This window comes from Streptomyces sp. CB02009, from assembly GCF_001905825.1.
Lineage (GTDB): Bacteria > Actinomycetota > Actinomycetes > Streptomycetales > Streptomycetaceae > Streptomyces.
Genome location: NZ_LIVV01000007.1, coordinates 22,080 through 37,858, shown reverse-complemented (window position 1 = coordinate 37,858; position 15,779 = coordinate 22,080). Strand labels below are relative to the sequence as shown.

Annotated in this window: 7 protein-coding genes; 4 read left to right on the top strand and 3 right to left on the bottom strand. The window is 74.2% G+C overall.

The genetic code is table 11. The annotated features are described in order from the left end of the window. Positions 1 to 51: 51 nt before the first annotated feature. Entirely contained in the window at positions 52 to 1,824 is a 1,773-nt protein-coding gene (locus tag AMK27_RS26945) for a serine/threonine-protein kinase (protein WP_073913318.1), read from the bottom strand. A 536-nt stretch (positions 1,825 to 2,360) separates the two neighbouring features. Between AMK27_RS26945 and AMK27_RS26940 the strand changes: the two genes are divergently transcribed. Continuing rightward, on the top strand, positions 2,361 to 6,332 hold the full coding sequence (locus tag AMK27_RS26940; RefSeq protein WP_107425684.1) for an FtsK/SpoIIIE domain-containing protein: 3,972 nt from the start codon (positions 2,361 to 2,363) through the stop codon (positions 6,330 to 6,332). A gap of 240 nt (positions 6,333 to 6,572) precedes the next feature. Here the strand turns inward: AMK27_RS26940 and AMK27_RS26935 are convergent, their stop codons facing one another. After that, complete coding sequence (locus AMK27_RS26935) at positions 6,573 to 7,181, bottom strand: TetR/AcrR family transcriptional regulator (protein WP_107425683.1); 609 nt, start codon at positions 7,179 to 7,181, stop codon at positions 6,573 to 6,575. 141 nt (positions 7,182 to 7,322) lie between these two features. Here AMK27_RS26935 and AMK27_RS26930 point away from each other — a divergent pair, with 141 nt between their 5' ends. From AMK27_RS26930 to AMK27_RS26920, 3 genes are all read left to right on the top strand, one after another. Further along, complete coding sequence (locus tag AMK27_RS26930; RefSeq protein WP_073913313.1) at positions 7,323 to 8,279, top strand: ABC transporter permease; 957 nt, start codon at positions 7,323 to 7,325, stop codon at positions 8,277 to 8,279. 82 nt (positions 8,280 to 8,361) lie between these two features. Further along, positions 8,362 to 9,141, top strand: a complete 780-nt coding sequence (locus AMK27_RS26925) for an ABC transporter ATP-binding protein (RefSeq protein WP_073914398.1) — start codon at positions 8,362 to 8,364, stop codon at positions 9,139 to 9,141. A 26-nt stretch (positions 9,142 to 9,167) separates the two neighbouring features. Continuing rightward, positions 9,168 to 10,481 (top strand): glycosyltransferase 87 family protein, encoded by a 1,314-nt coding sequence (locus AMK27_RS26920; RefSeq protein ID WP_107425682.1) that lies wholly within the window; start codon positions 9,168 to 9,170, stop codon positions 10,479 to 10,481. Between the two features lie 90 nt (positions 10,482 to 10,571). Here the strand turns inward: AMK27_RS26920 and AMK27_RS26915 are convergent, their stop codons facing one another. Then, the gene (locus AMK27_RS26915; protein ID WP_073913310.1) at positions 10,572 to 15,545 is read right to left on the bottom strand and encodes an NAD-glutamate dehydrogenase; all 4,974 of its coding nucleotides are present in this window, start codon (positions 15,543 to 15,545) and stop codon (positions 10,572 to 10,574) included. Positions 15,546 to 15,779: the final 234 nt, after the last annotated feature.

Genomic DNA, 15,779 nt, shown 5'->3' with positions numbered 1-15,779 from the left:
AATCACCCCTCGGAAGTCGATAAATCGGCAGTATTGCGTCGTCCTACGGGGTCACTGGCCGGTCGTACCGCCGGTAGCACCCGTGGAGTCGGTGGCCTCGCCGAGCTTGGAGAACCAGTCGGTCACCTTCGAGATGCCGTCTCCGATGGCCTCCCAGTAGCCCTTGCCCTCGGCGATCCAGTCCTGCAGCGGGGTCAGCTCCCAGACGAGCCAGCCCGCGACCACGAACAGCACGATCATGACCAGGCAGCCCTTGAGGCAGCCGAGGCCGGGGATCCGCACCGGGTTGGCGCTGCGCTGGCGCGGCGGACGCGGCTCGCGCGGGGCCGGGGCCTGGGGCGGCGGCTGCGGCGGGGTGTACTGCTGCTGGGGCGGGGCGTACTGCTGCGGGGCGGGCGGCGGCGCGTACTGCTGCGGCTGGTGCTGCTGCTGGTGCTGCGGCGGGTACGGCTGCTGCGGCCGCTGCTGCGCGGGGCGCTGCTGCTGGTACGGCTGCGGCGGCTGCTGCCCGTACTGGCCCTGCTGGCCCTGCTGGCCCTGCTGGCCGTACTGGCCGGGCCGCTGGTCCTGCGGGGGCTGCTGGCGCTGGGGGCGGCGGCGCAGCGGGTCCTGGCTCGGGTCCAGGTACTGCACCTGCGTCTGCTCGTTGCGGTCGCGGGCCGCGCGGAGCTGGCTCTGCCAGGGGTGCGGATCCTCCGACTGAGCGGCCTGTGCCGCCTGCGTGCCCTGCGGCGGCTGCGGCGGTACGGGGGGCATGACGGCCGTCGGGTCGGCGGCGCCCGCCGCGCCGCTGGTCGGCATGACGCTGGTCGCGCCCGCGGGGTCGTACCGCGGCGGCATCCCGGTGCCGCTGGGCAGCACCTGGGTGGGGTCGGCGGCCCCGGCCCCGGGGGTCTCCGGGACGGGCGCGGGCGCCGGGTCGGGGGCGAGGAGCGCGCCGACGCCCTCGGCCGCCTCGATCTGGGCGGGCGTGGAGTGCACGCCGATGCCGGCGGCGACCGCGCGCAGACCGCGCGCGAGGTTCACCGCGCTCGGCCGCCGCTCCGGGTCCTTGCTGAGGCAGCGCTCTATGACCGTCCACAGCGGTCCGGGCACGGTCGAGGGCCGGCGGGGCTCCTCGCTGAGGTGCCGGTGGAGGACCTCGAGGGCGGTGCCGCCCGCGAACGGGGGCCGGCCGGTGACCAGCTCGTAGAGCAGGATGCCGGCGCCGTAGATGTCGACGGCGGAGGTCTGCGGGCGGCCCTCGGCGGACTCCGGCGCCACGTACGCGGGCGTGCCGACGAATTCGTGGGTGCGGGTCAGGCCCGGGGAGTCCGCGAGGCGCGCGATGCCGAAGTCGGTGAGCATCGGGTGCATCTGGCCGCCCTGCTCGGCGAGCAGGACGTTGGCCGGCTTCAGGTCGCGGTGGACGACGCCGTCGGCGTGGCTGGCGGCGAGCGCGTCGGCGATCTGGGCGGTCAGGAGGGCGGCGGCGACCGGGGTGAGCGGGCCGCTGTCCCGGATGTACCGGTGCAGGTCGGGGCCCTCGACGAGGTCCATGACGAGGGCGAGGACATCGCCCTCGACGACCAGGTCGCGGGTCCGCACGATGTTGGGATGGGTGAGCCGGAGCAGCACGGACCGCTCGCGCAGGAAGCGCATCACGATGTCCGCGTCGTTGGCCAGCTCCTCCTTGAGGACCTTGATCGCGACGGTCTCGCCGGGCTGGCCGGGCACGGCCGCCTCGGCTCCCGCCGTCTCCCGCTGGCGGGCTCGCCAGACGGTGCCCGTGGCGCCGCGGCCGAGCGGCTCCTCGAGCAGGTACTTGCTGCCGATAGGCCGCACGTCACGCGCTCCCTGCTGATCGTGGTCCTGGGGTGATCCGGTCATGCTCCCGGGGTCCCTGTTCTCTGTTGTGACCCGTCCGGGTGTCCGACCCACTTTAGTGCCGCCGAACGGGGTACCGGCCGGTCGTCCACAGGCCGATTCCGATTCCGGGGCCCGGCCGGCGGCCCGCCGCGGGCGGACCGGTGCCGTACCGGCGACGGCGGCGACGCGCGCCTCCGCCGGGCGGGTCCCGGTGGGTCCGGTCTGTCCGAAAGAAGACGCTTCCGGAGGCCGGACGGTTGCCGGGCATGTTCCGAAGGCATGCTCAACCAGGCACTTTTGCGTCCACAGCCGACCATTCAAGATCACTTCCGGCCGACCCGGGGGCGGGTTGTCGGTGGCAGGTGCGAGGATGCCTCCAGCACGTCGCATCGGTGGGGTCGGGAGCCCCCGCGCCGTGCCGACCTGTACCGGGCGACGCGTCCGTGCCGGGTGGGGGGAGTCACAGGGCGGTTCCCCTGCCGGGCATCACGCAGAAGGGACCGCTGACGGCGATGCAGATCCGGCTGACCGTCCTCGCGCCGTACGCCGGCCATGGCGCCGGACGTACCTGCGACGTTCTCGTCACGGCCCCCGCCGGGACGGCCCTGGCCGCCGTGGCCTCCCATCTCGCCGCCGCCGTCACCGGCCCCGACACCTCCGCCTCGGGCACCACCGTGCTCTACGCGGGCGCGGAGCGGCTCGACGGCAGCCGGTGCGTGCTCGGCGAGCCCCCGCTGGTCGACGGCGCGGTCCTCTCCCTCCAGGTCCCCGGCCCCGACGACCGCGTCGGCGAGGCCGCCGCGGCCCGGCTGCACGTGGTGGCGGGCCCGGACGCGGGCGGAGTGCACCTGCTGCACGGCGGAGCGATCAGAATCGGCCGTTCCGTGGACGCCGACGTACCGCTCGACGACCCGGACGTCTCCCGCGCGCACTGCACCGTGACCGTCGGCGAGGACGGCCGGATCACCGTCGCCGACCGCGGCTCGACGAACGGCACGACCCTCGACGGCGTGCCGGTCGGCGACCGCCCGGTCGCCTTCCGGCCGGGTGCCCTGCTGCGCCTCGGCGAGTCGGCGCTCCGGCTGACCGGCCCCGGCGGCGACCCCGGCGGCGCGGAGGCGAGGCCCACGGCCCCCGACGGGGAGGGCCACCTGCGCGTGGCACCGCCCGGAGGCGACGGACGGGATCCGGCCGCCGACGACCGGCACGCCCGCGCGGGCGTGCCCCGCGCGACCGGCGCCGGCCCGGTGGACGACACCACCCACGGCGGGGCGCGCGGCGTCCCGCTCGGCGGTGCCGCCCACGGCGCGCACCACGACCCGTACGGCCCGGGCGGCGCCCGCGACCGCGGTACGGACTCCCCCGGCGCGGGCCACGCCCGCACCGGCGACCACCCCGGTGCCGACGGGCCCGACGGCGGCGGCGAGGCCCACGGCGGGACCCGCCCGTCCCGCGGCGACACTCCCCCGGCCGGCTCCCCGCGCGCGGGGAGCGGCAAGCGCGGCCTCGGCGCCTGGGCCCGGCGCCTGGCCGGCGGACGCGAGGAAGTCCCGGCGCCCGCCACCGACCCGCGTACGGCCCCGGACACCCACACGGGAGCCCGGCTCGCCGCCGGAGCCCCGGAGGGCTCCCCCGCGCCCGTGCCGATGGCCGACACCTGGCCCGACCCGGCCACCGTCCTGCTCACCGCCCTCGGTCCCGGCCCCCGGCTCTGGGAGCGCGGCCAGGACCACCCCGAGTCCCTCGTGGTCCGGCTCGGGACCACGGACCGCGCCGAGCTGTCCGGCGTCCCGGTCACCGTGGGACTGCGGGAGGCCGGTTCGCTGGGCCTCGCGGGCCCCGCCGACCGGCTCGCCGGTCTGGCCCGCTCGGTCGTCGCCCAGCTCGCCGCCCTGCACTCCCCCTCCGACCTGGAGATCGTGCTGATCAGCGCCGACCGGAACCGCTCCCTCGACGAGCGGCGCCGGTCCTGGGGCTGGCTCGGCTGGCTCCCCCACGTCCGTCCGGCCCACGGCCAGGACTGCCGGCTGCTCCTGGCGTACGACCGCGAGCAGGCCCAGGCCCGTACGGCGGAGCTGACCCGACGGCTCGACGACGGTCCGCTCGGCCCCGGCTGGCCCAGCGCCGACCGCGCGTCCGTCGCCGAGGCGGCGGCCCGCCACGAGGGGCCGACGACGGTCGTGGTCGTCGACGGCGACCCCGGTTCGGCGGCCCTGCGCGAGACCGTCGCGCGGCTGGCCGGCGCCGGAGCTGCGGCCGGGATCCACCTCCTGTGCCTCGCCGAGGCCCCCTCCGCCTCCCCGGTCTCCCCGGTGGCCGCCACCTACGAGACGGCGTGCGCCGCGTCCCTCGCGTTCCGCGAGTGCGGGGCCGCCGCGCTCCTGAGCGGCGACGTGGCGACGGCGCTGCGGCTGCTCAGGACCTCCGGCGGACGGGTCGCCGGCCACGGCACCGTCGGTGTGGTCGACGCGGTCTCGGTCGCCTGGGCCGAGCGCTTCGGCCGCGCGCTCGCCCCGCTGCGTACGGACACGACGGCGGCGCCCGGCGCGCGTGCCGCAGCGCTGCCCCCGTCGTCCCGCCTCCTCGACGAGCTCGGGCTCGCCCGTGCCACCCCCGCCTCCCTGATGGCCCGCTGGGCCTCCGCCGGGGACGGCACGGCCGTCCTGGGCACGGGACCGCGCGGCCCGCTGGCCGTGGACCTCACCCGCGAGGGCCCGCACCTCCTGATCGAGGGACCCGCGGGAAGCGGACGGACGGAGCTGCTCCGTTCCATCGCCGCCTCGCTCGCGGCCGGCGGCCGCCCCGACCGGCTCGGCCTGCTCCTGGTGGACGGGGCGGGCGGCGACCGCGGCGAAGGACTCGCGGTCTGCACCGAACTGCCGCACGTCACGGAGCACCTGGTCGCCTCGGACCCGGTCCGGATGCGGGAGTTCGCGCAGGCCCTGGGCGCAGAGCTGAAGCGCCGCGCGGAGCTGATCGGCGACGGCCACTTCGCCGACCGCCGGGGGACGCGCGCGCCGGCCGCCGCCGACCGCCTGATCGGCCAGCGCGCCCCGAGCGCGGCGGAGTCCGTGCCCCAGGGCGCCCGCGCGACCGTCCGTCTCCACGACCGGGGCGACCTCGCGGACCGCCCCAGCGGCCGCACCCTGCGCACGGGCGACGGCACGATCGGCGCCCTCCCGACCGCGCGCAACGGCCGCGCGGACGGCCCGTACCCCGCGTCGGACGACCTCGGCGGCCGCCCGAGCGGCCGGATCACGTACACGGGCGACCTCGACGGCCGGGCGAGCGGGCGGATCGCGTACCCGGGGTCCGAGGACCCGCTCGGCCGCCCCAGCAGCCGCACCCTGCGCACGGGCGACGACGACCTCACGGACCGCCCGAGCGGACGCGTGTCCCGCACGGGTGCGGAGGACCTCGGCGGCCGGGGCAGCGGACGGGTGCCCCGGCCCGGGGCGGACGACCGCGGCGGACCCGGCGGCGTGCGCGTGCCCCGGCCCGGGGACGGTTCGCTCGACGAGCGGCCCAGTGCCCGGACCCGGCCCGGCGCCGACTCCTTCCTGACCGACACGCCCAGCGGACGCCTGCCGCGCCGGGACGGCGACGACCGCTCCGGCGGCCGCACCCTCCGCACCGGCGACGGCGACCTGACGGACCTCCCGAGCGGACGCGTGTCCCGGACGGGTGCGGAGGACCTGGGCGGCCACGGCAGCGGACGCGTGTCCCGGACGGGTGCCGAGGACCTCGGCGGCCACGGCAGCGGACGGGTGCCACGCCCCGGCGACGGCGACCTCGGCGGAGTCCCGAGCGGCCGCGTGTCCCGCACCGGCGACCTCACCGACCGCCCCAGCGGACGCGTGCCCCGGCCCTCCGGCGAGGAGACGGCCGGGCGCGTCCCCCGGTCCGCGGGCGACGAGCAGGGGGCCGGGCGTGCCTCGGGCGGACCCGCGCACCTCCCCCGGCTCATCGTTCTCGTCGACGACTACGACGCCCTCGTGGCCCCCGCGCTCGGCGCCTCCGGCCGCCCCGCCGCCGGGTCCGTCGTGCGGGCCCTGGAGGCCGTCGCGCGGAACGGCGAACGGCTCGGCGTGCACCTCGTCGCGACCTCCGCCCGCCCCGACCGGACGGCCGACACGGAGCTGGCCCACGGGGCCCGGCTGCGGATCGTGCTCGACGCGCCCCCGGTGACGGCGGGCCCGGACGTACCGGCGGCCGGGCGCGGACGCCTGGGCCATCCGGACGGCCGGGTGACGCCCTTCCAGGCGGGCCGCGTCACCGGCCGGATCCCCCGGACGGCCACGCTCCGCCCCACCGTCGTGCCGCTGGAGTGGGAGCGGATGGGCGACCCGCCGACCCGCCGTCCGGTCCGCGAGCTGGGCAACGGGCCGACGGATCTGGCCCTCCTCGCGAGCGCACTCGACCGTGCCGCCCGCTCGGTCGAGGCGACGCCGGTGGCCCCGCTGACCCCGGCGACACACGGCTGACACCGGTCCACGAGGGCGCCGGGATCGCCTCCGCGGGGATCGCCGTCGCCTCGATCGACGGCGCTCCCCGCGGAGGTGCTCCCACCGGAGGTGCTCCCACCGGAGGTGCTCCCACCGGAGGTGCTCCCACCGGCGGCGCTCCCAGCGCCGGCGCTCCACCCAGCGGTGATGCTCCACCCGGCGGCGCTCCCCCGCCCGCGATCGCCCCGGCGGCGATGCCGTCGGCCCTCCGCCGCGCGCTCAGGCCGTGAGCGCCGCCACCGCCGAGCGCGCCAGGTCGTCCACGTACCCCGGGGGCAGCGGCGTACGGACCACGACGAGGCGCCAGTAGAGCGGCCCGACGACCAGGTCGAGGGCGCGGCCCGGGTCGGTGCCCTCGGGGAGTTCACCGCGGGCGACGGCCTCGCGGACGATCTGGGTCACGACGCCGCGCTGGCCGTCGAGCAGCGCCGACGTGACGGCCTCGGCGATCTCGGGCTGCCGGGCCGCCTCGACGAGCAGGTCCGGGATGACCTGCGAGGCGACGGGGTGGCGCAGCGCGTGCGAGGCCACCTGGAGGAGCGCGCGCACGTCCCCGTGGAGGGAGCCGGTGGCGGGCGCCGGCAGGCCCTGGACGGCGAACGCCCCGACGAGGTCGAGGACGAGGGCGAGCTTGGACTTCCAGCGCCGGTAGACGGCGGTCTTGCCGACTCCGGCGCGGCGCGCGATGCCCTCGATGGACATCCGGGCGAAACCGACGGCCGCGAGCTCCTCGAAGACGGCGGCGCGGATGGCCTCGGTCACGTCCTCGCGGAGCACGGCCGCTCCGGCGGGGGCGCGGCGGGGGGTCGGATCGGTCATGAACGGCATCCTAACCAACGGCGACGCCCCGACGCCGTCACGACGATACGGTTGCGTTCCGACGTTGCTGACCCTACTCTCCCCGTAGCGACGATACGGACCCGTTCCATCGCCGAAGATGCCCGCACCCTTCGTCGAAAGCGCCCACCCGTGACCACCCAGACGCTTCCCCCGCCCCTCCAGAGCCCGCCTCCTGGAGACACCTCTCCCCCGGAGGGCCCTCCGCGCGCGGCCTCTAGTGAGGACCTGCGCGCCCTCGCCCGGCGCCACGGCCTCACGGTCAGCGGCGCCCGCCCCTCGCTGCCCGCCTACGCCCGGCAGATCTGGTCCCGCCGCGACTTCATCGCCGCCTTCGCGACCGCCCGGCTCACCGCCCAGTACAGCCAGGCGCGGCTCGGCCAGGTCTGGCAGGTGATGACCCCGCTGCTCAACGCCGCCGTCTACTACCTGATCTTCGGCGTCCTCATGGACGCCAAGGACGGCGTCGCCGACTATGTGCCGTTCCTGATCACCGGCATCTTCGTGTGGACGTTCACCTCGAACACGATCCTGGCCGGCACCCGGGCGATCAGCGGCAACCTGGGCCTCGTCCGCGCCCTCCACTTCCCCCGCGCGAGCCTCCCGATCTCCCTGTCGCTGCAGCAGCTCCAGCAGCTGCTGCTCTCGCTCGCCGCACTGGTCATGATCCTCTTCGGGCTCGGCGAGTTCCCCACCTGGAGCTGGCTCCTCGCCGTCCCCGCACTGCTCTGCCAGGCGCTGTTCAACACGGGCGTGGCGCTCGTCCTCGCCCGGCTCGCGGCCCGCACCCCGGACATCTCCCAGCTGATGCCGTTCGTGCTCCGCACCTGGATGTACGCCTCGGGCGCCATGTGGTCGATCCAGAACCTGGCGGCGAGCGGACGCTTCCCCGACGCCGTGGTGCTCGCCCTCCAGTGCAACCCGGCAGCGGTCTACATCGACCTGATGCGCTTCGCGCTCATCGAGAGCTACACGTCGGCGCAACTGCCGCCGCACGTCTGGGCACTCGCCGCCGGCTGGGCCCTGCTGGCCTTCACGGGCGGTTTCATCTGGTTCTGGAAGGCGGAGGAGACGTACGGCCGTGGCTGACCCGCAAAGCACCCCCACCCCCACCCTCACCACCAGCCCCACCCCCGCACCCGCACCCGCACCCGCACCCGCACCCACCGTCGTGGTCGACGGCGTCCACATCACCTACACGGTCAACGGCGGCGGCACCGGCGGCCGAGGCGCCGCGACGGCCGCGCTGAGCCGCCTGCTCCGGCGCGACGGGAAGCGGCCGACCGGCCGCCGGGTCCACGCCGTGAAGGGTGTCAGCTTCGTCGCGCACCGGGGCGAGGCAATTGGCCTGATCGGTTCGAACGGATCTGGGAAATCCACCCTCCTGAAGGCCATCGCGGGCCTCCAGCCCGTCGAGCGCGGCCAGATCTACACCGACGGACAGCCCTCGCTCCTCGGCGTCAACGCGGCCCTCATGAACGACCTCACCGGCGAGCGGAACGTGATCCTGGGCGGTCTCGCGATGGGCATGAGCCGCACGGAGGTCCGCGAGCGCTACGACGGGATCGTGGAGTTCTCCGGCATCAACGAGAAGGACGACGCCATCTCCCGCCCCATGGGGACGTACTCCTCCGGCATGGGGGCGCGGCTCCGCTTCTCCATCGCCGCCGCGAAGAGCCATGACGTCCTGCTCATCGACGAGGCCCTGTCCACCGGGGACGCGCGCTTCCGCCGCAGGAGCCAGCAGCGGATCGACGAGCTGCGGGCGGAGGCGGGGACGGTGTTCCTGGTCAGCCACTCGAACTCGACGATCACGGAGACCTGCGAGCGGGCCCTGTGGCTGGAGGCGGGCACCCTGCGGATGGACGGTCCGGCGAAGGAGGTGGTGGCGGCGTACGAGGAGTTCACCGCGACAGGAGCCGGAACAGGGGCCAAAGAAAAGGGCAAATAAGACATTAAGGGCTACAGTGCGGAGGGATGACGAACGATCAGCCCCCACCGCCGCCAGAAGCCCGCGGGTCCCGCGCCGAGCCCCCCAGCCTCACCAAGTCCCCCTTCGACTCGGACACCTTCACCTCCGCCACCTTCGTGACGGTCGACCGCGGCCCCTACCTCGCCGTCGCGGCCGTCTGGCTGATCACCCGCGTCGGCATGGTGCTGCTGCTCCTGCGCGACAACCTCGGCATCGGCGGCGTCCGCCGCGAGGTGGACCTCTACCGGTACTGGTACGGGCAGTTCGCCCAGGGCACCTTCCCGCCCGGCGACGTCACCTGGCAGTACCCGCCCGGCGCGGGGCTCGTCATCATGTCGCCGGGCATCCTCCCCTGGCTGACGTACCTCCAGGCGTTCGTCGCGCTCACCCTCCTGGCCGACGCGGCCGTCACCGCCGCACTCGCCCGCGCCGACAGCGCCAGGCTCACCCACGGCGCGTGGATCTGGGTCTGCGGACTGCCGCTGCTCCTGCACCTGCCGCTCGCGCGCTACGACGTCCAGGCCACCGCCCTGGCCGTCCTCGCGCTGCTCGCGCTCACCGCCCGCTCCACCGCCGCCCATCAGCTCGGCGGGGCGCTCGCGGGCATCGGCGCGATGGTCAAGGTCTGGCCGGCGCTCGCCCTGATCGGCACCCCCCGCGGCCGTACCACCCGCGAGGCGTGGACCGCCGCGGTCGTCGCGGCGCTCGCCCTGCTCGCCACCCTGGCGCTGTTCTTCTCCGACTCCCTCGGCTTCCTGCGCCAGCAGGGCAGCCGCGGCATCCAGATCGAGTCGCTCGGCGGCACGGCCCTCGCGCTGGCCGAGGCCGGCGGCATCTGGCCGGGCAGGGTCGCGTTCCGCTACGGGGCCTTCGAGTACGTCGGCCCCTACGTCTCCACCCTCGGCCACCTCGCCCTGCTGCTCACCGTCGTCGCCTTCGGCTGGCTGCTCCTGTGGCGCGTCCGGGCCCACCGCTGGACCGCCGCCACCCCGCTCGACGCGGCCCTCACCGCCGTCCTGCTGTTCACCGTCACCAGCCGGGTGATCAGCCCCCAGTACATGATCTGGCTGCTCGGCCTCGCCGCCGTCTGTCTGACCTCGCGCAGCACCGTGATGCGCCCGGTGGCGCTGCTGCTGCTCCCGGCGGCCGCCCTCAGCTCCCTCGCGTACCCCGTCCTGTACGACCACGTCGTCGCCGGCACCCCCCAGGGGCTGACCGTCATGGTCCTGCGCAACGGCCTGCTGCTCGCTGCGACCCTGCTGGCCGCCCGCCGCCTGTGGACGTCGACGGTCACCGGCCCGCCCGAGGAATCCGCGTAACGAGGACGGCGGAAGCCGCGCGGCACGGACCGACGAGAAGGGCCCCACCGGACGACCGGTGGGGCCCTTCTCACGTCACTGCCTCAGCCGCTAGCTGTGGGTACGGAGCAGCGTGCGCATCGTCCGCATCGCCACCGACAGGTTCGCCAGGTCGAAGGTGTCCGAGCCCTGGATCTCCTCCAGGGTCGTCCGCGCGCGGCCCAGGATCGCCGCGTTCTTCTCCTCCCAGTCCTTGAACCGCTGCTCCGGGCTCGACGCGCCGTCCCCGGCCGCCAGGACGTCCGCGGTCAGCGCCGAGTGCGCCGCGAACAGGTCCTCGCGGATCGACGCACGGGCCATCGACTGCCACCGGTCGTCGCGCGGCAGCTCGATGATCCGGTCCATCAGGTCGGTGATCCGCAGCCGGTCGGCCAGGTCGTAGTAGACCTCGGCCACCGCCAGCGGGTCCTTGTCCGTCCGGTCCGCGATCGCCACGATGTCGAGCGTCGGGAAGGCGGAGGAGAAGCCGGCCACCCGCAGCGCGAGCTCCTCCGGCACGCCGACCTCGGTCAGCTCCTCCACGATCGACTGGTACCACTCCAGGTCCGCGCCGCGCAGCAGGTTCGGCAGCTGCGCCCAGACCTGCTCGACGCGCTCGGCGAAGAACTCGATGGTCTCGGTGAGCTGGAGCGGCTGCGGCCGGTTGTTGAGCAGCCAGCGGGTGCCGCGCTCGACGAGCCGGCGGGAGTGCAGCCGCATCCGGGTCTGGACGTCGGCGGGCACCTGGTTGTCGAGGGCCTCGACGGCGTCCCAGACCTGGCCGAGGCGGAAGACGACCCGGGCCGCGGTCTGCGCCCGGACGATCTCCTCGATCGACGCGCCCGTCTCCTCGCGGAGGCGGTGCAGGAAGGTCGAGCCACCGGCGTTGACGGTGTCGTTGACCAGGACGGTGGTGATGATCTCGCGGCGCAGCGCGTGGTTGTCGACGGCCTCGGTGAACTTCTCGCGCAGCAGCGTCGGGAAGTAGGCGTGGAGCAGCCCGCGCAGGTACGGGTCGTCCGGCAGCTCCGTACCGATGAGCTCGTCGGCCACCGTGATCTTGGTGTACGCGAGGAGGACGGCGAGCTCCGGCTGGCTCAGACCGCGGCCGTTGTTGAGCAGGTCGCGGATCTGCCGGTCGTTGGGCAGGAACTCCAGGGAGCGGTCGAGGGCCCCGTCGCGGCCCAGCCGGCGCATGAAGCGCTGGTGGGCGTGGAGCAGGGACGGCGACTGGGCGACGGCGTTGGCGAGGGCCGTGTTCTGCGCGTAGTTGTTGCGCAGGACGAGCTTGCCGACCTCGTCGGTCATCTCCGCGAGGATCTTGTTGCGCTGCTTGACGGTCATGTCGCCCTCGGCGACGAGCCCGTTGAGCAGGATCTTGATGTTGACCTCGTGGTCGGAGGTGTCGACGCCGGCGCTGTTGTCGATGGCGTCGGTGTTGACCTTGCCGCCCTGGCCCTCGGGGCCGCCGGTGCGGGCGAACTCGATGCGGCCGAGCTGGGTCGCACCGAGGTTGCCGCCCTCGCCGATGACCTGGGCGCGGACGTCCTGGCCGTCGACGCGGATGGCGTCGTTGGCCTTGTCGCCGACGTCGGCGTTCGACTCGGCCGAGGACTTGACGTACGTCCCGATGCCGCCGTTCCACAGCAGGTCGACCGGCGCGTGGAGCACGGCCTTCATCAGCTCGGCCGGGGTCATCTTGGTGATGCCGTCCTCGATGCCGAGGGCGGCCCTGACCTGGGCGTTGACCGGGATCGACTTGGCGCTGCGGGGGTGGATGCCGCCGCCCGCGGAGAGCAGCGAGGTGTCGTAGTCGGCCCAGGACGAGCGGGGCAGCTCGAAGAGCCGGCGGCGCTCGGCGTACGAGACGGCAGCGTCCGGGTTCGGGTCGAGGAAGATGTGCCGGTGGTCGAACGCGGCGACGAGCCTGATGTGCTCGCTCAGCAGCATGCCGTTGCCGAAGACGTCGCCGGACATGTCGCCGACGCCGACGACCGTGAAGTCCTCGGTCTGGGTGTCGTGGCCCAGCTCGCGGAAGTGCCGCTTGACGGACTCCCAGGCGCCGCGGGCGGTGATGCCCATGCCCTTGTGGTCGTACCCGGCGGAGCCGCCGGAGGCGAACGCGTCGCCGAGCCAGAAGCCGTACGCCTCGGCGACCCCGTTGGCGATGTCGGAGAAGGTCGCGGTGCCCTTGTCGGCGGCGACCACCAGGTACGTGTCGTCCTCGTCGTGGCGGACCACGTCGACCGGCGGCACGACCTCGCCCGCGACCAGGTTGTCGGTGATGTCGAGCAGCGCCGAGATGAAGGTCTTGTACGAGGCGATGCCCTCGGCCAGCCAGGCGTCACGGTCCACGGACGGGTCCGGGAGCTGCTTGGCGACGAAGCCGCCCTTGGCGCCGACGGGCACGATGACGGTGTTCTTCACCATCTGGGCCTTGACCAGGCCGAGGATCTCCGTACGGAAGTCCTCGCGGCGGTCGGACCAGCGCAGACCGCCTCGGGCGACCTTGCCGAAGCGCAGGTGGACGCCCTCGACGCGCGGGGAGTACACCCAGATCTCGAAGGCCGGGCGGGGCGCCGGGAGGTCCGGGATGGCCTGCGGGTCGAACTTCATCGACACGTACGAGTGCGGTGTGCCGTCCGCCGTCAGCTGGAAGAAGTTCGTCCGCAGCGTCGCCTTGATGACGGTCAGGAAGGACCGCAGGATCCGGTCCTCGTCCAGGCTCGCGACCTGGTCGAGGGCGGCGTCCAGCTCCTCCAGGAGCGCGTCGATCAGCTCGGTGCCGGCGCGCTGGCGCTCCGGGGCCATCCGGGCCTCGAAGAGGTTCACGAGCAGCCGGGTGGTGTGGACGTTGTTGCGGAGGGTGTCCTCCATGTAGTCCTGGCTGAACGTCGCGCCGGCCTGGCGCAGGTACTTGGCGTAGGCGCGCAGCACCATCGCCTCGCGCCAGTTGAGCCCGGCGGAGAGGACGAGCGAGTTGAAGTTGTCGTTCTCGGCCTCACCGGTCCAGGTGGCGGCGAAGGCCTGCTGGAAGCGCTCGCGGGCGTCGTCGCCGAGGTAGTCGCCGCCGTTGCCGGTCGCGACGGGCATCCGCAGGCCGAAGTCGTAGACCCAGGCGTGGGTGCGGTCGGCGCAGCGCAGCTCGTACGGCCGCTCGTCGGTCACCTCGACGCCGAGCCGGTTGAGCACCGGGAGCACGGCGGACAGGGAGATCGGGTCGCCCGTCTTGTAGATCTTGAAACGGCGCTCGCCGGGGCCCGCGCCGACCGGCTCGTACAGCGAGAGCGCGAAGTCCTTGCCGCCGCCGCTGCGGGCGAGGGCCTCCAGGTGGACCAGGTCGGCGACGGCCGCGCGCGGCGAGTGGTCGGCCTTGTAGCCCTCGGGGAAGGCGTTGCCGTAGCGGCGGAGCAGCTCCGCGGCACGCTCCTCGCCGCACTCGGCGTTGAGCGCCTCGGCGAAGCCGTCGGACCAGGAGCGGGCGGCCTCGACGAGCCGGGCCTCGATGCGGTCGACATCGGCGTCGGTCAGCTTGGCCAGCTCGTTGCCGGGCTGGACGCGGACGACGAAGTGCAGCCGGGACAGGATCGACTCGGTGTTCCAGGCGGTGAAGTCGACGCTGGTGCCGTCGAGCTCCTCCTTCAGGATGTCGATGATCCGCAGCCGGACGCGGGTCGTGTAGCGGTCGCGCGGCAGGTAGACGAGGGCCGAGAAGTAGCGGCCGTACTCGTCCTGGCGCAGGTACAGGCGCAGCCGGCGCCGCTCCTGCAGGTACAGGACGCTGGTGACGACGGACCGGAGCTGGTCGGCCGGGGTCTGGAAGAGCTCGTCGCGCGGGTACGTCTCCAGGATCTGGAGCAGGTCGCGGCCGTCGTGGCTGTTCGGCGAGAAGCCGGCGCCCGCCAGGACCTCCTGGACCTTGCGCTTGACCACGGGAACGCGGCGGACGGACTCGGTGTAGGCGGCCGAGGAGAACAGGCCGAGGAAGCGGCGCTCGCCGATGACGTTGCCGTCGGCGTCGAACTTCTTCACACCGACGTAGTCGAGGTACGAGGGGCGGTGCACGGTCGAGCGGCTGTTGGCCTTCGTCAGGATCAGCAGCTTGTGCTCGCGCGCCTTGGCGCGGACGTCCTCGGGCAGCCGGCTGAAGGACGGCGAGACGGGGTGGGCGTGGTGGCCCTGGTCGTCGCTGCCGTGCTGCGGGTCGGAGCGCAGGATGCCGAGGCCGGTGCCGGGCACGGCGGACAGGGCGTCACCGTTGACCAGCTGGTACTCGCGGTAGCCGAGGAAGGTGAAGTGGTCGTCGGCGAGCCAGCGCAGCAGCTCGCGGGCCTCCTCCACCTCGGTCGGACGCAGGTCGGACGCGGTGGGCTCGGCCGGGAGGCCCTCGGCGATCCGCAGCGCGGCGTCGCGCATCTTCTCCCAGTCCTCGACCGTCTCGCGGACGTCGGACAGGACGCGCAGCAGATCGGAGGTGATCTGCTTGAGGTCGGCGCGGTCGGTCTCCCGGTCGATCTCGACGTGGATCCACGACTCGGTGAGCGCGTCGTGCGGGAGCTCGCCCTCGATCTGCGCCGAGAGGACCTCGATGAGCTTGCCCGTGAGGTCACGGCGGACGAGGACCTGCGGGTGGATCACGACGTGGATGCCGCGGCCCTGGCGCGAGAGCTCGTTGGTGACCGAGTCCACCAGGAACGGCATGTCGTCGGTGACGACCTCGACGACGGAGTGGCTGCTCGTCCAGCCGTTCTCCTCGACCGTCGGGGTGTGGACGCGCACGTTCGCCGTGCCCTGCGGACGGTTCTCCGCGAGGCGGTAGTGAGAGAGCGCCGCGCCGAACACGTCGACCGGGTCCCGGTCGCCGAGGTCCTCCGGCGCGGTGTGCAGGTAGTAGCGCTGGAGGTACTCGAGCACGGTGTCCCGGTCCGGGCGCTCCCCGGCACCCTCCGGGCCCGTCGGAAGTCGCCCCCCGACCGGGCTGTGCTCAGCTACCCGAGCGGCCCTTTCGAGCAGCTCGGCCTTGGCTTCGTCCAGCTTGGTCTGCATGTCCTCTGACTCCTGTCGCGCGCCGTTGCGTGACGTCGGTGGAAGAAAGGACACAGCGACGCCTCGACGCGGTGATTCCGGTCGAAGACGACGTTATGCCCGAATGAGAGATGCCCGGGTCGTTATCGGCCACAGAGAGCGGCGCGCCCGGACGGAGAGGATCGGCGAACGCACTGTCGGCCCGGCCGCTGTCGCGGGTCGGGCGGCAGCCGGGGGCTTCACTGCCCCCACGGC

What these genes read in the sequence shown, in the direction of transcription:
- AMK27_RS26940 (WP_107425684.1), top strand. Translation starts at nt 2,361, where the DNA reads ATGCAGATCCGGCTGACCGTCCTCGCGCCGTACGCCGGCCATGGCGCC.
- AMK27_RS26935 (WP_107425683.1), bottom strand. Translation starts at nt 7,181, where the DNA reads ATGCCGTTCATGACCGATCCGACCCCCCGCCGCGCCCCCGCCGGAGCG.
- AMK27_RS26920 (WP_107425682.1), top strand. Translation starts at nt 9,168, where the DNA reads ATGACGAACGATCAGCCCCCACCGCCGCCAGAAGCCCGCGGGTCCCGC.
- AMK27_RS26915 (WP_073913310.1), bottom strand. Translation starts at nt 15,545, where the DNA reads ATGCAGACCAAGCTGGACGAAGCCAAGGCCGAGCTGCTCGAAAGGGCC.